Genomic DNA, 23,202 nt, shown 5'->3' with positions numbered 1-23,202 from the left:
TCGTTTTCAAAGAAAGCAAAGATCTTGCCAACTTAGAGGCCTTTCAGAGGGCCACGGTTTGCAGTTGGACGAGGGGTCCTGTTTCGGATTTTGCCACTCTTTGGCCGAGCATGAAGCTTTTACAAAAGGCCTACGGAACAAAAAGCCACAGTACCAAGGACTGAAAACATTGAAAAATCAAGGAAAGCGGGAAGAGGTTCGCTTACACTAAAACAAAACGTGTTTGCGAGGGGAAATTTCGATGTTTAAAACGAACTTCATTTTAGTTTCAGTTTTCTTGGTAGGTTGCCTTAGCATAGAGGCGAAAGCAGCTGGGTCAGCGGGACTACCTCAAGCCACGGAAAAATTGAAAACGAAAAACAATCAGTTTTCTGAGTCTTTGGTGCCGTTTCGAAAAATGACGGATGCTTTAGAGTCGAAAAGATTGACCCTTCAAAGACAGCTTGATGAGGCGACTGCGCGTCAGACACTTGTGGATGCGAAATTCGGCGATGGCCAAAAAGCCGACGTGACTCTGAAAAACCAAATCACGGACCTTCAAAACCAACTTAAAAGTACTCAAAAGACGGAAGGCGATATCAGCAAAACGGCTGCAGAGTTAAATCGCACAAGAATGGAAACAATTGCAGCCGCGACGGCAGAAAATGCAGTTGCAAAGATGCAGAACGATGCGATTTTGACCGCCCTTAATACAGACGCCATATTGATGGATTTTGCAACTTTGCAGAAAAAAGTGGGCGATACTGATTTGGCTTTAGAAAAAATATCTGGAGCTTTTGATAATAAAGTTTTGGGCGCATATGTAAAAGACAAGATGGGTTTGCTCTTAAACTCACAAGTGATGTGTGAGGCCGCAGCCCGTTGCCGTGTTTCTGGTAGAAAAGAAATTTCTGCAGACAGAATTCAGCAAGTTCTGTTTCCGGGGACCGCAGACTCTTCTCGTAAAGGCAATTTGTACGATAAAACTCACAATGACAGTTCCGGCGCTCAATAGAGCACCGGAATTTGTATCTGTTTAAGCTTCGATAAGTCCCGCAGGAACTTCACCCTTTGCGAGTGATGCCGAAATTCTTTGATGATCCTCACAGCCTACGATCTTCAGCGTTTCTTCTAAAGGCATTGGATCTGGATGCGGGATTTTTTCTTTCTTTAAATCCATAATACGTTTGAAGCTTACTTCGAGATCCGCTTTTTGCAGCTGACCTTGAGCAACGGCTTCGGTAATGGCTTCGATCGCACGTGGCGGTGATTCCGGTTCATTGCAGTACAACAGCAAGTCTGCTCCGGCTTTCAAAGCGCGTACAGGAATGGCTTTACGATCGTAGTGTTTTGCCATTGCTTTCATATCAAGGTCATCTGTAATGATCAGACCACGATAACGGCACTGCTCACGCAATATCTTTTTCAGGAACTTCTCAGACAAGGTGGCTGGCCATTCAGGATCAATATTCTTAAACAGAATATGTGCCGTCATTACCATATCAACACGGGCTTTGAACGAACGCTTGAACGGAACCAGTTCTATACTTTCTAGGCGTTGCATATCAAGCTCTTCGACTGGCAAGTCTTCGTGGCTATCGATCACGGTATTGCCATGACCAGGAAAGTGTTTCGCACAAGAAATGATATTCGACTTAATATATCCACGAACCAACGCTGAAGCGTGTTTCGCCACCATTTCGGGATCGCTACTGATAGAGCGATCGCCAATCACGGTGTTTTTTGGATTTGTGAAAACATCCACACACGGTGCGAAGTCTAAGTTGATGCCCACGGAGTTTAATTCAAGCCCCATCTTGTTTGATAGATGGAAAGTCACCGTGGCGTTGTCGAGGTCGCCAAGGATTTTCAACGGAGGCCAAACTGTAAATGGCGGTTTCAAACGGGCAACGCGACCACCTTCCATATCGATACCGATGAAAAGCGGAGCTTTGTCTTGCATTTGATGGCGCAAAGATTGGATCTCAGCGCAGAGCTCACGAACTTGTTTTGGATCGCTAACGTTGCGACCGAAAAGTACGATGCCGCCGATGTTGTTGTTGACGATAAATTTTTTCTCGTCAGCAGTCAGTGAATGACCGGAAATTCCCATAAGCATGTGTTGGCCAATGAGTTTATTCATAAGTGTCCCTTCTCTTCCTTATTTTCCAGCAGGTGAAGCCGCAGGCTCCGTTTTCAGCTGTATACCTTGTCCCTGTGGAATTCCTTGTTGTTTGCCTGGATTTGCAGGTTGAATGTTTGCACTTTTAGTTAGCATATTCGTTTTGCCAGCAGGAACTTCACCAAAGAGACTTTTCAAAATGGTGGCGCTCGTAGGGAAGCCATTGGTCGCTTGAGAGGGGTCTGCTACAAGTTCTGTAGAAACACCTTGAGAAGCTGAACTAGTTCCTAGAGCTTCACCACGCTCGTTGACGAAACTAACGAAACGAACATCCTTAAATTTATTTTGTACTTTGAAAGCTTTTAAACCTAAGAAGGCTTCTTCTTTACCAACAGAAGCTTGGCCTTTGTAAACTTCAGCGTCTTCCTCGGCGATGGCTTGATAGTCATAATTCGCGTCTGTTTTTAAGCCGTCTTTACTTTTCAACATTAAATAGACAAGGAAAGTGCTTAAGAAAGTTCCTTTCGGAAGATCTTTACGAATGGTCTGGGTTTTTCCGCCAGCTTTCACCGTTGCATTCATTTTTAGACCAGTGAATTTCGCGTCAATCGTTTTGGTTTCTTTGCCAACAATGCTGGTGTACGCATAAGAAATCGGACCAAGCTCTTCGTTGGCGTAAGCTTTCAAACTCTCGGTGATTTCCATCCCTTGACCGGCAGTTTTAAGAAAGTAAGTAGAAATGAACTTTTTGCTTTTTGCATCGAATTCATATTTCGAAATGGTGTAACCAATAGGGGCGCCATTAGAAAGAATTTTTGAATAGCCCTCAAAGAGAACTTCCGCTTGTGCGCGCGAGAATGAAAACACAAACAGAGCAACAAACATAAGTTTCAATAAACCGAAGCGGACCATGGTCTGGGACCTCCCGTAACGTTACGGATAAAAGTCTCACTTGACCGCACAATGATGTCAAAGAGTTCAAGGTCGAGTCCTCGACGGAAGTTGCCCCCGTCGAAAGAATCAGAGACAATAAAAAAGCACATGGTGAATCAACTATTTACTCGCATACGGAATCGCCGCGGCCAGGTGGCTATATTTATCGCCTTGATATTTCAGGTGTTGTTTTTATTTTTTGCGATGATCATCAACGTGGGTCTTCTGGTTCATCATAAAATCAATCTGCAAAACTCTGTGGATCTTGCGGCATATTATGGTGCAATGAAACAGGCCGAGTCGATGAATGCTATCGGGCATATCAACTATCAAATTCGGCAAAGCTGGAAACTGCTTGCTTGGCGTTATCGTCAAATAGGAACAGCGGGTGATTTTGGTATTCATCCTTACAATAAATTAGAGAAAAAAATTGGCAGAGATGAAGAAGGATATCCACAAAGCTTAACCGGGACCCAGAAAGATTATTACGAAGCTCCGGCATTTTGCGTGGCCTATTCGCCGTTTGTGCCAATGCCAAGTTCGACCGAGAGTCTTTGCAAATTACAAAGCAATATGACGACGATCGGACTTCCATCGGCGCCCGGAGTGATCGCAGGTTTCTTAAGTATTAATACGGCCATTCAGCAAGCAACGAACAGGGCGATCGATGAATCGGTAAGCCGTTGTAAGTATGCGGGACAATTTAATTACATGATTCTGGCGCAGTTCAAAGCGGCCTACAATATCGACCAAGGCCAAAGAAAACAGCTTATCAATATGCTTTCGCGTGGTCTCAGTGCAAAAGAAGATGATTTCCGTGACATTAGTGGTGACTGGGCAAGTGACGGGATACGCAAAACTTTAGAAAACAATTTAACGGAAGCGAACCGCAACTCTTTAGGTCAAGACGGTCTAAAAATTTTGAACGGACTTGGAACTTCAGAATGCAATGCTGTTGGCCGGGCTGCCATGCAACCAGCAAAATGGTTGGCTGAAATTAAGATCCAGCCGGCGTTTATCTACATGGACTTTTATTGCGACCGAAGCAGGGCAACTCCACAAGCCAAGGAACTAACTGAGCAATTACCCAACAATCATGATCAACTAGAAGCAGAGCTTAGACATCTTAGCCAATTTGGCGGACCGCTGCCTGAACCGTATACAAGTTCTTTGGGAGTTGAGAAAAATCCTTGGTGTATGGCGTACGTTGGAGTAAGTGCAGAAACAAAGCCGCATGTCCCATTTGCACCTTTGGGTGGTGTGAAATTAAAAGCGCGCGCATTTGCTAAACCCTTTGGCGGAAAAATAGGTCCTTGGTATTACGCTCAGTGGGCCCGTGGAGGCAAAGAGTCCAACGGCGGAAAAAGGACAGATCCGCTCGCTCCGTGGCGCGAAGGAGATAAGAATAATACCGCTGGCTATAAAGACACGACAAGGATTGCTAATTTTAGTCGCTATGTCGGAGATAAGGCGGGAATGAAATCCCGCACAGTGCAGGGTCAATATGGTCGTGCCATTCATAATATTAGCCCAATTTGGTCTAGGAAGAGTGTTAGCGAGATCGATGGGGAGATCGGCCGAGTCAGGTCAGAAGACGAACCGAACTTTTTCCATTGGAGTCATCTGGGATTTGATTTTAACGTCGAGAAAAGCGGCGATATTCTTGCGTGGAATACAGCTAAGAATTCATATCCAAAAATGCGTGATTTAGAAATCTCAGCCATTTTACCGGATCAGTTTGATTTGACCTACTATTCGATAGAGCCGGACTTCTATCACAACTATTACTTAAAAATTAAAAATGAATACACTAAAAAGGTTCCTGGCTTCACGCACGTGGTAAGACCCGACTTGGGAGCTCGATTAGGCGACAAAACTTATGAAGAGTTCAGCATCAAAGATCAATACAAGGTTTGGGATAGGCTAAAAACCAACGATTTCCAGGCGGATGATCCGAAAGTGGATTTTGATACAAAGCTTATGTATATCGCGAAAAAAGTTTCCCAAGTACTGACTTCGTGGGTTGGAAAAGACCTGTCAGACTACTCTTTAGATACCGAAAAATTTGGGAAGTGTTTGGTTCCGGATGACAACAGACCTGCAGCTGCCAAGTTAGACCCACCAACAAGCGGAGACTGCTTAAATGGCGGTCGTACAGGTTATTCAGTCAAGATGGTGTCAGGGGATTACCTAAGGGCTCAAGACTTAGAATTGGGCGGCGAAAGCGCCGGTTCTGGTGCTTTACTGAATCCGCCAGACGAGGATTTCTAAGGAATATAACTTAACGAGAAATAGATCTCGTCATTTTTATAAGCGAAGTTTGGATTATTCGAACTTTGCGCGGTGCTGTTTACACGACTTTCAAACTCAAAATTTTTGTCGTAACCCCAACGAATTCCACCGCCGATTGTAGTCGTTTGGGTTTGCTCATTGTTCGTGACAGTCGTAGTTTGTGAGGATCCTCTTCTTTTAGTCAAAATCAGAGTTTCATCCACGTTGCGATTGGAATAAGAAACCGACCGAAGATCCAAATCTACCAACCAAGAAAGATCTTTGCTTAACGGACCCTTCGCACCGCCGCCAATATCAAAGAAAACATTAGAATAAGCAGCTAGTGAAGAAAGAACCAATCCACAATCCGCATAGATATATGGAGTGACTTTTGAATAAGAGTTAAAATCAAGATCACCAAACAGCATCAGCTGATGGTCATTACGGCCGTTAAAGTCGTGAAAAAAACGTGTATCATAAGAGGTGCCACCAGTAATAAGAACATTGGAGTTGGGCGTCCAGCTTTTCTCGAGAGCTGCACCAGCACCTGTGTGTGTGAAGCTATTGTCCGTTGTGGCTGCGTTTTCGTTTACGTAGTTTTTGTGAAACAGTTTTAGATCTAAATCTGCTGATCTGACCGAACCCCATTTCGTTGTCAGAGTCAGCCCTGCGTAATCGTTGTCACTTTCTTTGGAGTAGTCAGCATAGTCCATCTTCATTCGCAAAATTCGTTCACCCATAAAAAATTGAAAACGACTATTTACAAGAAGATAGCTGTCTGCAGTCTTGCTTTCGGGAGTCAGGTAGACATTGTCAGTATAACGAAAGCCGACACTTTGTTTATCCAAGGTGTCGGCTTGTGCGGATGTATTAACTAAGAGGGAAATAAACGCGGAAAAGAGAGAAAAAAACTTCATTTTCAAAACTAGCGGTCTTTCTTAGCATGTTTATCGCGACGCTCTTCTTTTTTTGCCTCTGCTTTTTCTTTTCTATCTGCGTGTGCTATTTTTCTTTCTTCACGAAGAGCGTGTTTCATGTCACGAACGGATTGGCCAATCTCTCGAGGATGAACCCCGAGCTCTTTTGCTATTTTCCCCCAACCCATTTTTTGTTCGGTACGCATTTTCAACACGTCTTCTAAAGGTTTTTGAGATGACTTTGCAAGTTGGGCAACCATCGCCAATTGCGGATAGCTAATGCCGCTATCATGAAGAGTTTTGATTTGCTCGTCGGTCAGAGCATACTTCTCTTTTAACTGTTGATTCCACATTTCATCTTTAGTTTTAATCTCTTCCATTTGGGCGGCTTCTTGGTCCACCTCGTTGGTCTCGGCGTAAGCTATGCCTGCCTGGAAGCTGCATAAAACTAAAATGGTCGCTGTGATCTTTAAAAGTTTATTAGACATAACTCCTCCGTTATGAAAACAGTGTAAGGACATTCTTGGGGTCTCGCAAATTTTCTAGATTCGACCGTCCTGTGTCTGGAATGTTTTAATTTTTGTCGAAGGCAGAAACACTTGGACTTCAACAAACTAAGCACGCTGGAATTCGAAAAGAGTGTCTCAGTTTGAGACAAATAGAGGGAATCCAGGGCTTTTTTTGAAATGTCTCAAGATTACCAGACCTTTGTCCGATATGATAAAGACTGGGGATGAATCATGAAATACCTATCGATGTATATGATTCTCGGGCTTATTTTCTTAAGTTCAACTCAAGCTATTGCCGCTGCGGGATCAGAGACCGCAGCTTCAGCTGCTATGTCTGACGCCGAATCTGCGGGCAGAATTCAAAACAGTTACGATCCAAAACAAGCAGAGATAAAGCTGAAGGTTCTCGAAGCGCTTCTTGATGAGAGATATCCAAAGATCAATGTTAAAGACGAAATTACAGCATTACGACAAGACGTGCAACTCTACGTAGAATCGCAAAAGGCCTGCGCCTCTCGTGAAGACAAAGCAAACTACTTTTGTAAAGAAAGCCGTAATCCAGATATCAAAAAATATCTCATGGTTGCGCAGGTTTTGAGTGCGGGTTTGTCGGGTATGGCTGATGCCTGCAGTAAATGGGGCAAGGTCATGGACTTTGGAAACAAAGCTCTTACAGCCTATCAAGCTGCCTGCAGTTCCATGAGAGGTTATTGTATGAGTGCGTGCGGTGACGCCGTTAAGAGCATTCAAAATCAAATTAGACATTCTAATGAACTTTCAAAAAAAGTGGTCGATCAATCACAGAAAGCTATTGTTGAGTATACGCAGCAGAAGAACGACCATGAGGTAAAAAGATATCAACGTTTGCAAAGCAATATTCCTAAGAGAGTCGAAAGTTATCAAAAAGAAGTCTTAGAGCCAGAACTCCAAGTAAAGAACGACTTCAAGTCAGTTCAAGAAAAGAAAGTAACCTGTGACGGTTACGCGGCCCAATTGGCATCAGCTGGTGTAGGTATTTTGAGTATGGCCAAGTCCTTTGGCGAAGCGAATGAGTGTGAGGATAAAACATCGACAGATGCGGTGGCAGCGGCAACTCCTGTCGACTGTTCCATTCCCGCAAATAAGCAGAACAATATGACATGTATCTGTCAGGATGCTCCGCGCACACCAGGGTGTGAAGGCGGTCTTGATAATACATTAAGCGCAATGAATGCTGACTCTTTAAGAAACGCAAGTACTAGTGACTTTGTTCCAACTGCTGGTGGCGACAAAGTGAATCTCGGTGGTGATGCTGGGGGATTAGATCTTTCCAGCAAAGGCACTGATGGTGGTGGTGGTTCATCGTTACCAGGAGGCCCAATGGGCGGCGGCGGCGGTCTTGGTGGCAGTGGCGGCGGCTTTGGTGGCGGTCCTGATAAAGGCCAAGCTGCACGCAAAAGTGGTATGAATACAAACATCCTCGGCGGTGAGGGTGGTGGTGGAGGCGGCGGCTCTTGGGGCGGTGGTTATGCCGATCCAGCTCTTCGTCAATATTTGCCGGGTGGACAAAAAGATCCGAAGGCAATGGCTGCACAATCAGCAGAAGCGAGTAAGCAAGTAACTTCCCAGGGCGGAAAGTCCAATTGGGAAAAAGTACGTGAACGTTACCGTGACAATAAACCAAGCTTGTTAGGATACTAAAATTATGAAGACGTTAAAACATTGGATCATTGCCGGTATTTTTACAACAACGAGTGTTAGCTTTGGTGCTGGCGCAACCGAAAGCGGTGTCGTGGGCTTTGGCTCGGCGTCGACCGTACCCTTGAAAAGCCCAGAACAGAAGACTCAAGAGGCTGTTGCAGCCTCTTCAAGTGGCAAAGGGATTACTGATAATGCGAAGAAAACCAAAGATTCGAATAAAGCTGGTCAGATGCTGAATACCGTTATAGGTGCAGCGAATATAGCATTTGGGACTGCTTGCTTGAGTGCGTGTTCTAGCGGTGGTTGTGATTGTGCAACGGGCGCTATGTTTTTGATGATGGGAATGCAAAATATGGCTCAAGCTGGCTCTCAAGGAAAAACGTCAGGACAAGCTGGTGGTACTTACGGAATGACAGATACGGGGCTCGGCACCACTGGTTATGATCCGAACGCAGCTCTACAGAACGATCCAGAAGTTAAAAAGGGTCTCGATTTCATGGAGTCTCTTGCTCAGGGCAAACCAATAAACGGCGTTACCTATGATCCGAAGACTGGGAATTTGACGACAGCGGACGGTAAAACTATCAAAGGGAAAGATGTCAGCAGCCCTGCTGCTATGGAAGCTGCTGGAGTCAGCAAAAGCGTCATCGATAGTATTTCTGCAATGGAGAAAAAATTCGAAGCGAAAGCGAAGGCGAAAGTCGATAAGCTTATGAGTGTTGCAGTAAATGGTGAAGAAGGCAGCGCGGGTGGCGGTGGTGGTGGCGGTAGTGCGATCACCTCTGGTAGCGGCAGCGAAGCAGCAGCTGGATATGCAGCTGCTGGCAGTGGTTTAGGTGTCGATCGTGATCCTGCGCAAGTTGCGGGAATGCAAAAGAACTACAATGGTGAGCCTATTGGTGTCGCTGGCGACAGTATTTTTAAAATGATGAATCGTCGATATAAGACGAAAGAAAATCAGAACACATTCCTTGATGAATCTGCGCTACTGCAAAAGTAGCGCTAGTTGTCTTCTAAAAAAATCAAATCACGAGCATTTGTGTTTGGGGCAACTCTTATTTTGTCGGCCACCACAACGTTGCTGAGTTCAGATCCGGATTGAATTTTACAATCTGCACCCAATACCGCAAAACCGGAAAGCTTTACGTCATTGGCGATGCTGGTGCTTGGTGTTTTCAGCGTGATTAGATTCTCGCGCTCTTCTACTAAAGGTGTTTCAGCACTGAAGCGTTTCAAAAGTTCTTGTAGATAAAATCTTGGATAGCTATCAGTCTTCGAAGTCAAAATTTTCAAGCAGGACTCAGTGGCCTTCAGAAAATCTTCTGGGTTGCCGCTTTCAAACCAGTGACAATCCACTTTATAGCGTTCTACCTTGTGACCTTCTTGAATTGCCTTGGTTACGGCATCATACAGAATATTCGAAGGTAAACCTTTGGGTAGATACTCAAAGACTTTTCCAGACAAGATTTGAATACCAATAAAATGTTCGGCCTTTACACAGTCCATTCCCGGAGGAGTTTTACCAAAACCGCGAACGCTGTCTTTGTGATCCATCCAAACACCACCGAACTTAGTACCGACCCCTGGATAGTCCATAGTGAGCAAAGTGCAGAATGTCTGGTTGGCTTTATGTTGTGCTAGTGCTTGAGCTAAGATGCCTTTATGTAAAGGAAGAATCACTTCATCAGAGTTCATCAAGATGAGGTCATCGGTGGGTTTGAAGTAATCACGAGCAAAACCCAAACCGCCACCACTATCCAAAATTTGATTGATCTCATGAGAAAAGTGCAGCTTGCGAGCTCCGTGATTCATACGGATAAACAGGTCGACAACTTTTGTAGGCAAATAGAAAGTGTTCACGACCAAGCGGTCTACTTTCATTCCTTCTAGGAAAGCCAACGGGAATGAAGCTAACGGAACATTTAAGAAAGGCAACGCTGGTTTTGGCCGGACCAGCGTATAAGGCCGCATGCGAGTGCCTTCACCCGCAGCGAGTAACATGACATTCATAGAAGCTCGTACTTTCTCTCCAAGGCTCCCGAATCAATTAGAATGTCTGCAAAAGGCTTATAGTCAGGAAACTCAGTCAGGCTTTTGAGAACTCTGCGAAGAGTGCCCGAAAGATATTTTAAGTAGCGTTTATCGTTTCTCAGATTATAGAAACTTGCAAAACTTCCGCAGGCTTTAAAGCAGCGTTGAATGCTTTGCAGTTCATAGATCTCGTCAAAATGAGCGCGAGAGAAATCCTTTGGTAAAAACTCTTTGGAAGATTCCAGATAGTATTCCATCAAATATTTGGTCATCTCAGAATTCATATCAACGTAGGAATCTTTAAAGAGACTTACAAGATCGTATTGGATAGGTCCAAGACGTGCATCTTGGAAATCGATAACCTTCATCTCATCCAACTTGATCATCAAGTTGCGAGAGTGATAATCACGATGAGCGATTTTTTTAGGCTCGCGATCAAGGCGCGTACAGATTTCAGTGAAAATACGCTGAAGTTCTTTAGCAGAAGATTCACTGAATTTAAATTTCAATACGCCTTCAATCAAATTGTCTTTCCCGTAGTTCATTTCCCACAGGAATTTTTCAGTATCGAATTTAATATTGAAAGCTGTGCAGTTGCCAGGAGTCGCAGTTGCTTTGTGATGGATCTTCACGATCTCGTCCACGGCCATTTTGTAGAACTCCACGGAGTTTTCCTGGCTTTGGCTTTCTAAAAACTTACGCTCTAGCGTCAGGTCACCAAGATCTTCTAAAAGAACAAGACCTTCATTTGGAGACATGAATACAACTTCAGGAACGTTTACGCCAGATTTTGCGAAATGCTTGAGGACGCTCAAAAATGGATAATTGTCGGGGTCGAACGGCTCCCAACGCATGAGTACCCAAGATTGATGATCAAGGATGACACGGTAGTAACGACGATTCGAAGCATCACCTGCTAAAGAGTAAACTTTGAAATCATCACTTTTAAGAGAGTGCTTTAAAAAGGATTGGATGAATTCTTCCATAGAATTCATCCTTGCAGAGGCTAGACCAAAAAGCAAGACCCCCCTAGTGGAGGTCTTGGTTCTCGTCTTTGTGGAAGAAGAGGTCTAAAAGCTCACGTAACATTTCAGAACTGAGTGGCGCTCTTTCTACCTCAAGGTAAGAATCCTTGATTTCAGCTACAAGGGCTTGATTGACTAAACGAGAACTCAATTTCTCGAAAGAGAGGTTTGAGCTTGTCAAAATCAAAGGCTCTACCAAAGAACGGGGAGACTTCACGTACTCTGCCAATAGGGCTTGATGTTCTTCTGAAAGAGCTTCCACATTTTCCACAAACAATGTCATGCCGCCCAAGTTGCAGATGTCCATCGCCGAACGAATTTCTTTGCTGACATCTTCAAAGGGAACAAAGGCCCAACGAGTAGAGAACTCGTGAATTTGCAAAGCGACTTTCTTGATGAGTGAATTGTCATGTCCTTGCAAATGAAGTAGCGAAGTAACGAGATTTTTTTGCTCGACGATTGTGTCTTCATTCAGATCTTCGTCGTCACCAAAAATAGTCACGTTCTCTGTGGAGAAAGTTGTGGATTCGAGGCTTTGCAAGTTGGTCTCGCGACGCTCGAGATATTCGCTGTAAAGTTTAGGCTCAAGAACCATGCGCACTAATTGAGTGACGCTTTTCTTTTTGTCTTCACAAAGTTCCCAACCATGCGGGATAACGGCTGTGCCCAAGAATTGCTCTTGAACAACGATCGGAATATAAAGGTCATTGCCCTGAATGACAGGCTCAGAATCAATGCGTAACTTTGAGAGATCCATCAAACGACGAAGCTCCAAACCCTTCCCATAGCGACTGCTTAACAACTGCTTCAATTTAATCAACGCTGTATCCATCTTATCCCTCTGTTTGGTCCCCAATTTAGACCGTTCGAGAGATACCCTAATACAATCCGTGTGCCGCAATTTGTCCCTTTTGGCGGATGCTAAAATTCTCTTTAATTTCAATACTTTGTAAAAAGAAAAGGGCTCTTTCCTATGCCGGAAAGAGCCCCTATGTTTTGGTCACTAACGTAATTCTTTCAGTGCCTTAAGCCCTGGAATTAGCGGGCGATCTTACGCTTATCAAGACCGTATTTTTCAACTTTCATGATAAGACCAGCGCGGCTGATGCCAAGTTCTTTCGCCAATTTGGACTTGTTCCAACCTGTACGGCGAAGACCTTCACGGATCATTTCGCGTTCAAGATCTTCCAAGGCGTCTTTCAACTTACCTTGCAAACGAGCGCCTTGAACTTTGTTCTTATCACCTGATTCAAGAACTTTCGGAGATAGCAACTCGGCCATCAACTTAGTCTCTTCACCAGAAAGAACCACAAGGCGTTCAATTTCATTTTGCAATTCACGGACGTTACCCGGCCATGCATAGTCATAAAGTTTTTCAAGAGCACGTTTGGTTAACAAACGTTTTGCACCACCAGAGCTCTCTGCGATTTTAGCCAAGAAGAAATCCACCAAGTAAGGGATGTCTTCTTTTCTTTCGCGAAGAGGTGGAACGCGGATGTTGATAACGTTCAAGCGATAGTACAAGTCTTCACGGAACGTGCCTTGCTCAACCATCTCTTTGAGGTTTCTGTTTGTCGCCGCGATAATTCTTACGTCAACTTTTCTACCTTCAGTCGCACCCACTGGCATGAAAGTACCTTCTTGCAATACGCGAAGAAGTTTAACTTGCATTTGTGGAGACGTATCACCGATTTCATCTAGGAAGAAAGTACCTTTGTCGGCCATTTCGAAAAGACCTTTTTTATCTTTCAAAGCGCCGGTGAATGAACCTTTTACGTGACCGAAAAGTTCTGATTCCAAGAGGTTGTCATTGAATGCCGAACAGTTTTGGATAACAAAAGGTTTGTCTTTACGATTCGAGTTGTAGTGAATTGATTTTGCAATCAATTCTTTACCAGTACCGTTTTCCCCTTGAACCATGACTGTAGAGTCTGCACCCTTGATTTTATCAAGAAGGGCATACAAAGATTGCATTGGCTTAGATTTACCGATCATGTTGTCGTATTTAAATCTGTTACCAAGCTCTTTGTTCAACTCTTTAATTCTGTTTTCACGAGAAGTGATTTCCAAATGAAGAGTTACGATCTCTTGAGCAACTAGCTCGCAGATTTCACAGAAGTGATTACGATCTTGGTCATCAAGGTACTTCAACTTAGAAAGGCACTTTTCGATAGTGTCAGCGCTCATGCCGAAAGCGGCCATGCGCTCACGAATTTCCTCCATACGAGGAACAGAGGTTTGCTCTCGGAAGAAACCAGTTGCTACAACTGTTCCAACGAAATCATTTTCGATAAGAATTGGGAAAACACCAACGTCGAAACCAACCATGTCCCACTTCTTAAGTGAGTAACGGTTTTGTGAAGTTCTTAGATCGTCGATTGTTTTTACAACCATTTCACCAATGTTAGCTCTAGCCATTTCTTTGTGAATCAACTGTGCTACAGCAGGATTGTTGAATTGAGTTTTTTCTTGGTCGAAACCTTTAATTTGTCCACGTTCATCTGTAAAGATAACGTCGATATTCCACCAAGCGCTCAGAATCTGTTTGAGTTTTCTGATCACATGTATATGTTCAAACTCATCCCAATTGATCATAACAAGTACTCCTTAGTAAACTGTCTAATCTTTCAACTTTCATATCGTCAAAAGATTGGACAAACTTAAGCGGAGCTGTCTAAAAACTTGTCTTCCCCGACTTTCGTCGAGGTTTTGTGAAGACTATATTCTGTGCTGAAGAGTATAGAAGCGGTGATATTCACCTTTAGAATCAAGAAGTTGCTGGTGAGTGCCTATTTCAACGATTTGTCCTGCTTTGAGAATCACAATCTTATTTGAGCTTTGGATAGTGGATAGTCGGTGAGCAATGATGAGGGCCGTACGGCCTTCCATCAAATGATCTAAGCCTTTTTGTACTTCAATTTCGCTAGCTGTATCTAGTGCACTGGTTGCTTCGTCCAAAATCAAAATCGGTGCGTTCTTAAACAAAGCTCTGGCGATACTGATCCTTTGTTTCTCACCACCAGAAAGAAGATTGCCGCGATCACCCACCATGCTTTGATAGCCGTGTGGCATGCGCATAATAAAGTCATTTGCGTTTGCCATCTTGGCCATAGAAGGAACATCCGTTAGAGGGCGTTCAAAGTCTCCGGCCTGAATGTTTCTTTCAATAGAATCACTAAAGAGGAAAACGTCTTGGTTTACTAGAGCGATGTTCTTACGAAGATCCTGAAGATTGATATCCAGAATATTCACACCATCAATCAGAATTTCGCCTGAAGTAGCATCAAAAAAGCGCTCTAAGAGATTCACGATTGTAGATTTGCCACTGCCGCTTTCACCCACAAGAGCGATTTGCTCTCCGCGATTGATCGTTAAATTAATGTTCTTAAGAATCATGTCTTTACCATATGTAAAAGACACGTTCTTGTAAGTGATTTGTTTCCAGTCTTGCGGGAAAGGAAGATTCTTCTCGCTTTCATGCACGACGTTGGGATCATCAATGATAGAGTAAACACGTTGAGAAGAAACGATGACTTCTTGAATGCGTACGTAGCTTTCCTGGAACTTTTTGATCGGCATGTTAATAGCAATCAAAGAACTCACGAAAGAGACAAAAGACCCCATAGTCGCTCGGCCGTTAGAAATCTCAATGCTGATGTAAAGTAAAATACCCAGAATCAAAAGAGTAGCGACCAACTCAGAAACAGGCCCCATGATCTCTACGCGCGAGTGAATTTTTTTGCGGATTTCCAAATAACCTTGAGATTCAGTCACAAGCTTTTTGCCCATGACGTCTTCCAGGTTAAAGGATTGAATCACACGAACTCCATCCAAGGATTCCTTAATCGTTGCGGTCATCTTTTCTAGGGTCTCTTGCCCCAGAGGAAGATATTTACGCAAGCTACGGGAAATGTTTTTTTGAAATACGCCAATGACAGGCAAAATTAAAAGAAGACCAAGAGTCAGTCGCCAGTTTTCCAAAAACAAATTAGTTAAAAGCGCCACTAACAAAAGAGGAGAGCTGAAAATATCTGCCACCATACGCAGACCATTTTGAATAGCGACCACGTCATTTAATATGCGTGAGATTAAGCCACCAGAACCAGCACTATAAGTGTTGTGGAAAGAAAGGTTCAGTTTCATGAACTTTCTTTGCAGCTTCTGGCGGATGTTTTGTGTAATACACTCCGCTACATAGTTCATAAGAAAGATATGGAAATAGCGGCCAACAGCGACGGCTAAAGCCAGTAGCAAAATCACGGCGCCGATATTCAATGCACCGTTGACGTTTTTTGAAGTCAGCGCATCGATAAGGAACTTCAATTGTTTTAAAATGATGGCAGAAGAAGCGGCATAAACGATACCAGCAATCGCAACAATGGTCAGAGTCTTCTTATAGGGTTTTGCTTCTTCAAGGATGCGAGAGATCTCTGATTTCATTCTTACTCAATTCTCAGTTCTACTTAGTATTTTCCGCCAGGTAGCGTTTTAAGTATTGCCCGGTCAGGCTCTTCTTTTCACGCATCACTTCATCAGGGGTTCCCTGCGCGACCAATGTGCCCCCCTTTTTACCGGCTTCGGGGCCCAAATCAATAATATAATCGGCCCCGCGAATGACATCCTGGTTATGCTCGACCACGATCACGCTGCCACCAGCTTCGATCAGCTTATTGAGAACCTTCATCAGAAGGTCTACCTCACGGAAGTGCAGGCCCGTTGTAGGCTCATCCAAAATGTAGAGAGTTGCTTTTTGGCTTACGTTTGAAAGTTCTTTAGCAATTTTAAGACGTTGGGACTCCCCACCGCTTAGGCTGTTAGCCGGTTGGCCCAGCTGAAGGTAATCCAAGCCCACTTCTTTGAGGACGCTTAAAGGTTTGCGGATGTTCGGATGAGCCACAAAGAAGCCCATCGCCTCTTGCACGGTCATAGACAAGATTTCGTGGACATTTTTGTCTTTATAACGGATTTCAAGGATTTCTGGGCGGTACTTTTTACCATCGCAGACATCACAAGGAATGATAACGTTATCCATAAACTGCATGTCGATTTCTTCGTAACCCGTTCCTTTGCAAGACGGGCAACGACCGCCATCGACGTTCAAGCTAAAAGTTCCCGGAGTATAACCGCGTACTTTGGACTCATCGACCGAAGCCATAATATTTCGAATCAGATCGAAAGCTTTCAAATATGTAATCGGCGAGCTTCGTGCAGATTTACCAATCGCCGATTGATCAATCAAAAGCACGTTCTTGATATTTTCAACGCCTTCGACTTTTTTATATTCCTGAACCGGAAGATATTCCAAATCCAAAGCTCTTGCTAATGCAGGATACAAAGTTTTAGAAATCAAAGTGGATTTACCGGAACCGCTGACACCAGTAATAACAACTAGGCGGTTCAGAGGAAAGATCACATCTAAATCTTTCAGATTATGTCCTTTAGCGCCTTTAAGTTCGATTTTGAATTTGTAGTTATTCAAATCGACAGGACGAATAGGACGCAGAGGTTCTTTGTGCTGGTGCGAAGACTTCAAATACGGAACCGTCACAGACTTGGTGCTGTCGTAGAATTTCTTAGTCGGTCCCGAGTAAATGACTTCTCCACCAAGATATCCAGAGCCAGGTCCCATCTCGATGATGTTTTCGCTGCTTTCGATTACATCGTGATCGTGCTCAACGATAACCAGAGTGTTGCCAAGGTCTTTGAGATCTTTGAGGATCGCAATCAGTCGATCATTATCACGCGGGTGCAAACCCACTGTCGGTTCATCAAGGACGTACAGAGTCTGAGAAAGACCCATGCCTAATTGATTCGCCAAGATCAAGCGCTGGTACTCACCCCCAGAAAGAGTGCGAGTTTCACGACTCATATTCAGGTAATGAACTCCGACACGCACCAGGAAGTCTAAGCGTGCACGGATTTGTTTTAAAACTTCTCCGGCCACTTCTTCGTGATATTTGCTCAGTTGCAGTTTTTTAAAGAAGGTACACAAGTCTTCAATAGTTTTTGAAGACAAGTCTTCGATATTCACGCCTTCGATGAAAACATTCAGAGCCTCTTTGCGAAGGCGCGAACCTTTGCAATCAGGACACAAGAAGGGACTACGATACCGGGCAATAAACACCCGTACGTGCATTTTGTACTTAATTTGATCTAGGTATTCAAAAAGACCCTTCACGCCGAAGAAATCCTTATGACCGTTCCAGATCATTTCTTTTTCGGCCTTAGGCAGATCTTTCCACGGAGTATGCGGATCAATCTTCATCTTTTTCGCAAATGCATTTAGCTGACGACGCTCGTGAGCAGCACTTGGCATTGTGAAAGGATGAAGCGCGCCCGAAGCAATCGTTAGATTTGGATTCGGTACGACTTTCTTTTCATCGATATCCAAGATGTTGCCGAAGCCTTTACAAGTCGGGCAGGCACCAATAGGGCTATTGAAACTGAAAAGCGCTGAAGTCGTTGGCGGAGGCGTATAGTTACAAATTGGACATGAGGCCTCTTCACTGACTTGCAGTTTTTCAGCGTCAGTGGTCAGAATCGTCGCTCGACGAGAAATCACATTCGTATTGTACTTGATACTTGCCTCGTAAGCGTTTGTCAGAGAATCAGCAATACGGCCTTTTTCATCGGCACTAAAAGACATACGATCAATAACTAGGAAGAAGCGATCTTTTGGCAGACCTTTTTTAATGGCTGCGGGTTCACTGATTTCTACAATCGTGCCCATTTCTTCTTGAATGATCGTCGAAACAGGTTCTTCAACCTCGTCCTTCTTTTTAGTTTTCGCAGAAGCGGTCTTTTTAACCTTTGCTTTCGCAGCAACGGGTTTTGCTTCTTTCGGAATATAAATACGCAAGTAACCGTCTTGCAAAAGAAGCGAATGCAGCTTCTTGCCTTCAGAAACGCGGCCCTCAGCGGTGATCTCCACCAAGATGTAACCACGCTTGCCACCAAAGAACTTAATCACTTTATCGGTGGCTTCGGTCACGCTTTCTTTTTCGCAAGGAATCTTATGAGTCGGGCAGTAAGCCGTGCCTACTTTTTCAAAAAACAAACGAAGATAGTCGATGACCTCTGTAGTTGTACCCACAGTGGAGCGGCTGCTTTTAACCGTGTTTTTTTGTTCAATAGAGATCGCCGGAGGAATGTTGTTAATTCCTTCGATGTCAGGCTTCGGAGCTTTGTTCAGAAATTGGCGGGCATAGTTAGACATACTTTCGATGAAGCGACGTTGTCCTTCAGCGAAAAGAGTCTCAAAAGCTAAAGAGCTTTTACCAGAACCTGAAGGTCCGCAAATAACCGTGAGTTGCCCCACGGGAATTTTGACTTCGATATTCTTCAGATTGTTTTGCTTCACCCCCCAAAGGTGAATTTCCTTCATTCAGACAAGTCCTCTTTCAAGAAGTCAGTAGCTTCTTCAGATTTATTCGAAGCTGCCGTTGGTTCACTACCCTCGGCGAAAGCTTGTCTAAGAACGTTTTTCGTAGATGCAGTGGCAAGCTTTCCCGTATCGCTATCTATGTTCGCGAATACAATACCCTCTGGGATAGGGAATGTCATCTGAGGAAGGCCTTCGTGAGCGACTTTCATGTATTCGACCCAAATAGGAAGGGCGGCGCGTCCACCGACTTCGCCTTTACCGATACTACGTTCTTTATCAAATCCAACCCACACGCCCGTCACGACTTGCGGAGTATAACCAATAAACCACGCGTCAAAGTAACCGTTGGTAGAACCGGTTTTGCCGGCTACTTCGCGACCAATAGAGCGAGCGCGTCCACCAGTCCCGTTTCTGTCTTCTACCACGCCTTTTAAGAGCGTCGTCATGATATATGCGGTTTGTGGTTTAATGAGCTGATCTTTGTCTTCAAAGAAAAAGTTGTAGTCTACCTTCTTTTTCTTATCTTCGGCGATCTGCTCTGGAGTCATGTTTTTAACTCTCTCGGCAAGGGCCGTTCGTCTTTCTTCGAACTGCTTGTCGATCTCTGACAGCTCTTTGTCAAAGCGCACGTCAAGACTGACCTCATCGAGAATCTTCTGACCTTCTTGATTCAAAACTTTGTGAATGATACGCGGCTTTAAGCGTTTACCCAAACGCGCGAATTGTCCGAAGGCTTTCGTCATTTCATACAAAGTCACACTGCTGGAACCAAGAACCAAAGTGAAGTCTGGATTCAGTGGACTAAAGATTCCCAAGCGTTTTGCATAGTCTGCCGCCCACGGAACACCGATGTCTTCGATGATCTTAACCGATGGGATGTTCAGAGATTTCACCAAAGAGTTACGGAAACTGATTTCACCACCGAAACTTTTTGAGTGATTAGCAGGTTTCCAAACTTTAGCATCCTCTTGTCCTTCACTATCATCTTTCGCTGGATCGCCACCTTCTTCAAACACAATCGGAGCATCCATGATCGGAGTCGAAGGGTTGTAGCCTTTATCCAAAGCAGAAGCATAAACGATGGTTTTAAAAGAAGAACCAGTTTGGCGAGCTGCTTGCAATGCGCGGTTAAATTCGTTTCTTGCATAGCTGTAACCACCAACCATTGCCAAAACGTCTTCTGTTTGTTCGTCGAAGGAAATCAAAGAACCTTCAACCAAAGGCTCTTGATCCAATTCCATCTCTACAAACTTAGCGAAGTCAGGAAGTGCCAACGGAGTTGCAGGTTGTTTCTTATTTTTAGCAGGATTGCTCAAGCGTGATGAAGAGAAAACATCGCCTGTGATTTTCACTAAGATCACGTCGCCAGCTTTGACAGCGTCAGAAACTTTCTTGAGCAAGTCAGAGTCCCAGCGTTTATCTGGATTTGGCTTACGTGCCCAAGTCATAGAGTCATAGTCGATAAGGCCACGAGTCTCTGCAACACGAACATAGACAAGACCCGCTTGGTCGTCGACTTTTTCAACAAGCGCTTCCAAGCTTTGTCCAACTTTTAAGTAGGTTGGAATATTTTTGTAAGCCGCGTGTTTTGCATCTCTGGCTGGAACGATTTCAGCAAACTTACCATCTGGCATGATGATGCGTTCAAGCGTCGATTCCGCAATCAGTCTTTTGCGACCATCGACCAAGAATTTCTCGATATCTTCTTTGCTAGAAAGTTCTTTCAGAGGCCCACGGAAACCCTGGCGTTTATCGAGCTCCTTAAGTCCGTTGACGACGGATTCCTGTGCTGCCAACTGATTTTCAAGATCAAGACCGGTATAGATACGAAGGCCTTTATCAAGAACTTGATCGTTGCCAAGTTGTGCAACCAATTGCTGACGAACGGTCTCTACATAGAACGGAGCAAGTTCGTTGAACTTCTCAATGAAGTAAACTTTTACAGGCTGCTTAATAGCTTCTTCAGCTTCTTCTTTAGTAATGAAACCCACTTCAGCCATACGATGTAGAACGTACGTTTGACGTTCTTTAGCACGCAGTGGATTTTTTACCGGAGAGTAGCGGCTTGGAGCTTGAGGAAGACCCGCAAGAATTGCCATTTCAGGCAATGTTAACTTCGCAACCGATTTATGGAAGTAAGTTTGCGCAGCGACCTCGATACCGTAAGCGCGCTCCCCGAAGAAAATCTGATTCAAGTAAAGGTACAAGATATCTTCTTTGCGTAAGTTTTCTTCCATCTGCTGAGAAAGGAAGGCTTCTTTTACTTTTCTAAGAAGAGTCTTTTCGTTGTCACGTAAAAGCAAAGTTTTTGCAACCTGCTGAGTGATTGTAGATCCCCCTTGCACAGTGCGGCCTGCGCGAAGGTTGGCAAAAGTGGCACGTAGAATTGCTTGATAGTTGATCCCTTTATGTTGGAAGAACTGATCATCCTCTGCTGCCAAGAAAGCGTTGATCAAGTTTTTCGGAATTTGATCGTAAGGAACCAAGATGCGACGCTCGTTGTAGAGTTCGCCGATTTTTTTATTATTGCGATCGAAGATCTCAGTCACAAGAACTGGTTGATAATCTTTTACGGTAATCAGTTGTGGCAGACCAGCTTTGATAGAGCGGATGGTAAGAAATACGCCGGCAATACCAAGAACAACAAGGGCAATGCCCGCAATAATGAGTTTTTTCAGCACGGAGGTGGCTCCTTCAAAAACGATTAAAATCAGCCACCATTTTAACAGTGTGTCCGAGCAGGGTCTAGAAGTGCTTGGTGAGAGGTAGAAAGAAGTCGAGCTAGCCTTCCGGCTAGCTCGCGTTTGAACTCACAATAAACAGAGAAAAATTATTGTTTAGCTTTGGTAGAACCTGATCCGTTAGAGCCTTTGTTGTTAGATCTAATGCTACTTGGAGATCCTCCAGATGAACCTTTACTAGTGAGAGGGTCCTTGTAATCACAAACGCTGCCATCAGACTTCAAAGCTGGAATCATAGAAACCGCAGCTTGATAGTCATCGTAAGCTGAAGTTAATTGGCTCATTTTCACGTCGCTTGTTTCGTCCTCAGGAGGTGTCCCAAGACGGGAGAGCGAATTTGAAACCTCTGTGGAACGTCTTTGTAGCTTATTCAACTTTTCTTTCAGAGCGGCGTCTTTTTCCTCGGCCTCTTTCTGAATACTTCTCATGTCAGTAGTGGCGCGCGTGATTTTTTCGCTTAAAGCCTGGGTCTCTTCGTTGACCGCTTTGGCTTCATCGTTTTTCGTTTGATTTTCTATGGCTTCAAGCGATGAGAGCTGTTGAGCCAAGTTGTCGATTTGCGACTGAGCATCTTCGATAGCCTTCTGAGTAGATTCGATTTCTTGATCAGCTTGCATAACGACGGCATTACGCTGTTCGTTGATCTGAGCCATACAAGTATCGTACTTATTCTGAACCGCTTTCTTTTTGCGATTTGCGCGGTTAATGACCGAGCCTGGGCTGCCACCGCTGGTACTTTCTTGGTAGTCCTTCGCGAACTTACGGGCATCAACCAAGCATGCGTACTTAACGCTATCAAAATTCATCTGAATAAGACTCGAATTTTTCTTAACGATAATATTTGCGATTTTTTGACGATTACTAAACTTCGCGTTTTCTTGAGCACGAATATCTGCCGCAATTTTAGCAGCGGTTTCCATTTTTTCTTTCAGACGCTCGCTTTGTTCTTTGCCGATTTCACGTTGTTTTTCTTTAAGCTCTTTTTGAGCGTCAGCAATGTCTTCTTGAACCTCTTTGATATCCTTTGTGAAAGTGCGAGCTGTGTCGGCAATGTCTTCTTTAGTACTCTTAATTTCATCATTAATAGTTTCAAGGTCTTTGTCGTACTTATCTTTACGGTCCATGAAGCCTTGGCCAGAGTATTTAGGGCAAGTAGAACTGCTGAATTGATTTTGCGGCACACCCAGGGCTTCACTAAATGCCATTAGCAAATCCGGATCGTTGCTGTATTCGTCTTCGGCGCCCATTTCAAAACATTTTTGAACTCTGCTCATGCTCATTCCAGAACTACCGACGGATTTGTTCAGTTCTTTAAGAGCGTCTCGAGCTTCTCTTTTAGCATCTTCGCAATCTGAATCTGCAGAAGTGTACTTTGCGCACTCGCGTCTGATTTTGTCATTTTTTTCAGAGTCGGGCATGGTCTCGCACTTCTCACGAGTCAGAGGCTCTGCCTGCGCAGGTGAGGTGTAGACAAACAAAATGGCAACGATAACACTGAAGAAATAATGGGCAAATGAATTGAGTCTAAACGCTCTAATACAATTCATAAGAGGTCCCTCCCGGTACACATAAAGGTGCAAAATTGATTCCTTTATTATGGGGGGAATTAA

The 23,202-nt window shown here is 44.1% G+C and carries 16 protein-coding genes; 4 read left to right on the top strand and 12 right to left on the bottom strand.

Annotated features, from left to right (window positions below; genetic code table 11):
• The first annotated feature begins 241 nt into the window (after positions 1-241).
• Positions 242-994, top strand: a complete 753-nt coding sequence (locus ACLWBB_RS20015; protein ID WP_413289344.1) for a hypothetical protein — start codon at positions 242-244, stop codon at positions 992-994.
• A 21-nt stretch (positions 995-1,015) separates the two neighbouring features.
• Here ACLWBB_RS20015 and nagZ read toward each other — a convergent pair whose 3' ends face one another.
• Entirely contained in the window at positions 1,016-2,122 is a 1,107-nt protein-coding gene (nagZ, locus tag ACLWBB_RS20010; protein WP_413289343.1) for a beta-N-acetylhexosaminidase, read from the bottom strand.
• 18 nt (positions 2,123-2,140) lie between these two features.
• Positions 2,141-3,013 (bottom strand): hypothetical protein, encoded by an 873-nt coding sequence (locus ACLWBB_RS20005; protein ID WP_413289342.1) that lies wholly within the window; start codon positions 3,011-3,013, stop codon positions 2,141-2,143.
• A 129-nt stretch (positions 3,014-3,142) separates the two neighbouring features.
• On the opposite strand from ACLWBB_RS20005, the gene ACLWBB_RS20000 reads away from it, so the two are divergent.
• Positions 3,143-5,305, top strand: a complete 2,163-nt coding sequence (locus ACLWBB_RS20000; RefSeq protein ID WP_413289341.1) for a TadE/TadG family type IV pilus assembly protein — start codon at positions 3,143-3,145, stop codon at positions 5,303-5,305.
• Here ACLWBB_RS20000 and ACLWBB_RS19995 read toward each other — a convergent pair.
• Positions 5,302-6,222: a hypothetical protein gene (locus ACLWBB_RS19995; protein ID WP_413289340.1), complete on the bottom strand. Its 921-nt coding sequence runs from the start codon at positions 6,220-6,222 to the stop codon at positions 5,302-5,304. The two genes, ACLWBB_RS20000 and ACLWBB_RS19995, sit on opposite strands and share 4 nt — an antisense overlap.
• 8 nt (positions 6,223-6,230) lie before the next feature.
• A complete protein-coding gene (locus ACLWBB_RS19990; protein WP_413289339.1) occupies positions 6,231-6,710 on the bottom strand; it encodes a hypothetical protein in 480 nt (159 codons plus the stop codon).
• A gap of 252 nt (positions 6,711-6,962) precedes the next feature.
• Between ACLWBB_RS19990 and ACLWBB_RS19985 the strand changes: the two genes are divergently transcribed.
• Together ACLWBB_RS19985 and ACLWBB_RS19980 are read left to right on the top strand one after the other, a co-directional pair.
• The gene (locus ACLWBB_RS19985) at positions 6,963-8,411 is read left to right on the top strand and encodes a hypothetical protein (RefSeq protein WP_413289338.1); all 1,449 of its coding nucleotides are present in this window, start codon (positions 6,963-6,965) and stop codon (positions 8,409-8,411) included.
• Positions 8,412-8,415: 4 nt separating this feature from the next.
• Positions 8,416-9,411 carry a hypothetical protein gene (locus tag ACLWBB_RS19980; RefSeq protein WP_413289337.1) on the top strand — a complete coding sequence of 332 codons (996 nt, stop codon included), beginning with the start codon at positions 8,416-8,418 and terminating at the stop codon, positions 9,409-9,411.
• A gap of 2 nt (positions 9,412-9,413) precedes the next feature.
• On the opposite strand, the gene ACLWBB_RS19975 is transcribed toward ACLWBB_RS19980, so the two are convergent.
• The 8 genes from ACLWBB_RS19975 to ACLWBB_RS19940 all read right to left on the bottom strand — a co-directional run bounded on the left by ACLWBB_RS19975 (position 9,414) and on the right by ACLWBB_RS19940 (position 23,139).
• A complete protein-coding gene (locus tag ACLWBB_RS19975) occupies positions 9,414-10,421 on the bottom strand; it encodes a sugar phosphate nucleotidyltransferase (protein ID WP_413289336.1) in 1,008 nt (335 codons plus the stop codon).
• Positions 10,418-11,428: an aminoglycoside phosphotransferase family protein gene (locus ACLWBB_RS19970; protein WP_413289335.1), complete on the bottom strand. Its 1,011-nt coding sequence runs from the start codon at positions 11,426-11,428 to the stop codon at positions 10,418-10,420. The genes ACLWBB_RS19975 and ACLWBB_RS19970 overlap by 4 nt, the downstream gene beginning before the upstream one ends.
• Positions 11,429-11,471: 43 nt before the next feature.
• Complete coding sequence (locus ACLWBB_RS19965; RefSeq protein WP_413289334.1) at positions 11,472-12,299, bottom strand: hypothetical protein; 828 nt, start codon at positions 12,297-12,299, stop codon at positions 11,472-11,474.
• Positions 12,300-12,505: 206 nt separating this feature from the next.
• A complete protein-coding gene (locus tag ACLWBB_RS19960; RefSeq protein WP_413289333.1) occupies positions 12,506-14,062 on the bottom strand; it encodes a sigma-54 interaction domain-containing protein in 1,557 nt (518 codons plus the stop codon).
• Positions 14,063-14,185: 123 nt separating this feature from the next.
• A complete protein-coding gene (locus ACLWBB_RS19955) occupies positions 14,186-15,907 on the bottom strand; it encodes an ABC transporter ATP-binding protein (protein WP_413289332.1) in 1,722 nt (573 codons plus the stop codon).
• Between the two features lie 19 nt (positions 15,908-15,926).
• The gene (gene uvrA / locus ACLWBB_RS19950; protein WP_413289331.1) at positions 15,927-18,851 is read right to left on the bottom strand and encodes an excinuclease ABC subunit UvrA; all 2,925 of its coding nucleotides are present in this window, start codon (positions 18,849-18,851) and stop codon (positions 15,927-15,929) included.
• Positions 18,848-21,532: a penicillin-binding protein 1A gene (locus ACLWBB_RS19945; protein WP_413289330.1), complete on the bottom strand. Its 2,685-nt coding sequence runs from the start codon at positions 21,530-21,532 to the stop codon at positions 18,848-18,850. Before ACLWBB_RS19945 ends, uvrA begins: the two co-directional genes overlap by 4 nt.
• A gap of 149 nt (positions 21,533-21,681) precedes the next feature.
• The gene (locus ACLWBB_RS19940) at positions 21,682-23,139 is read right to left on the bottom strand and encodes a hypothetical protein (RefSeq protein ID WP_413289329.1); all 1,458 of its coding nucleotides are present in this window, start codon (positions 23,137-23,139) and stop codon (positions 21,682-21,684) included.
• Between the last annotated feature and the right edge of the window lie 63 nt (positions 23,140-23,202).

Origin of the sequence: Bdellovibrio sp. HCB337 (genome assembly GCF_047302465.1) — a bacterium.
Classification (GTDB): domain Bacteria; phylum Bdellovibrionota; class Bdellovibrionia; order Bdellovibrionales; family Bdellovibrionaceae; genus JACMRP01.
Note: the sequence above shows the minus strand (reverse complement) of the source record. Positions and strands in the feature narration are given on the sequence as shown.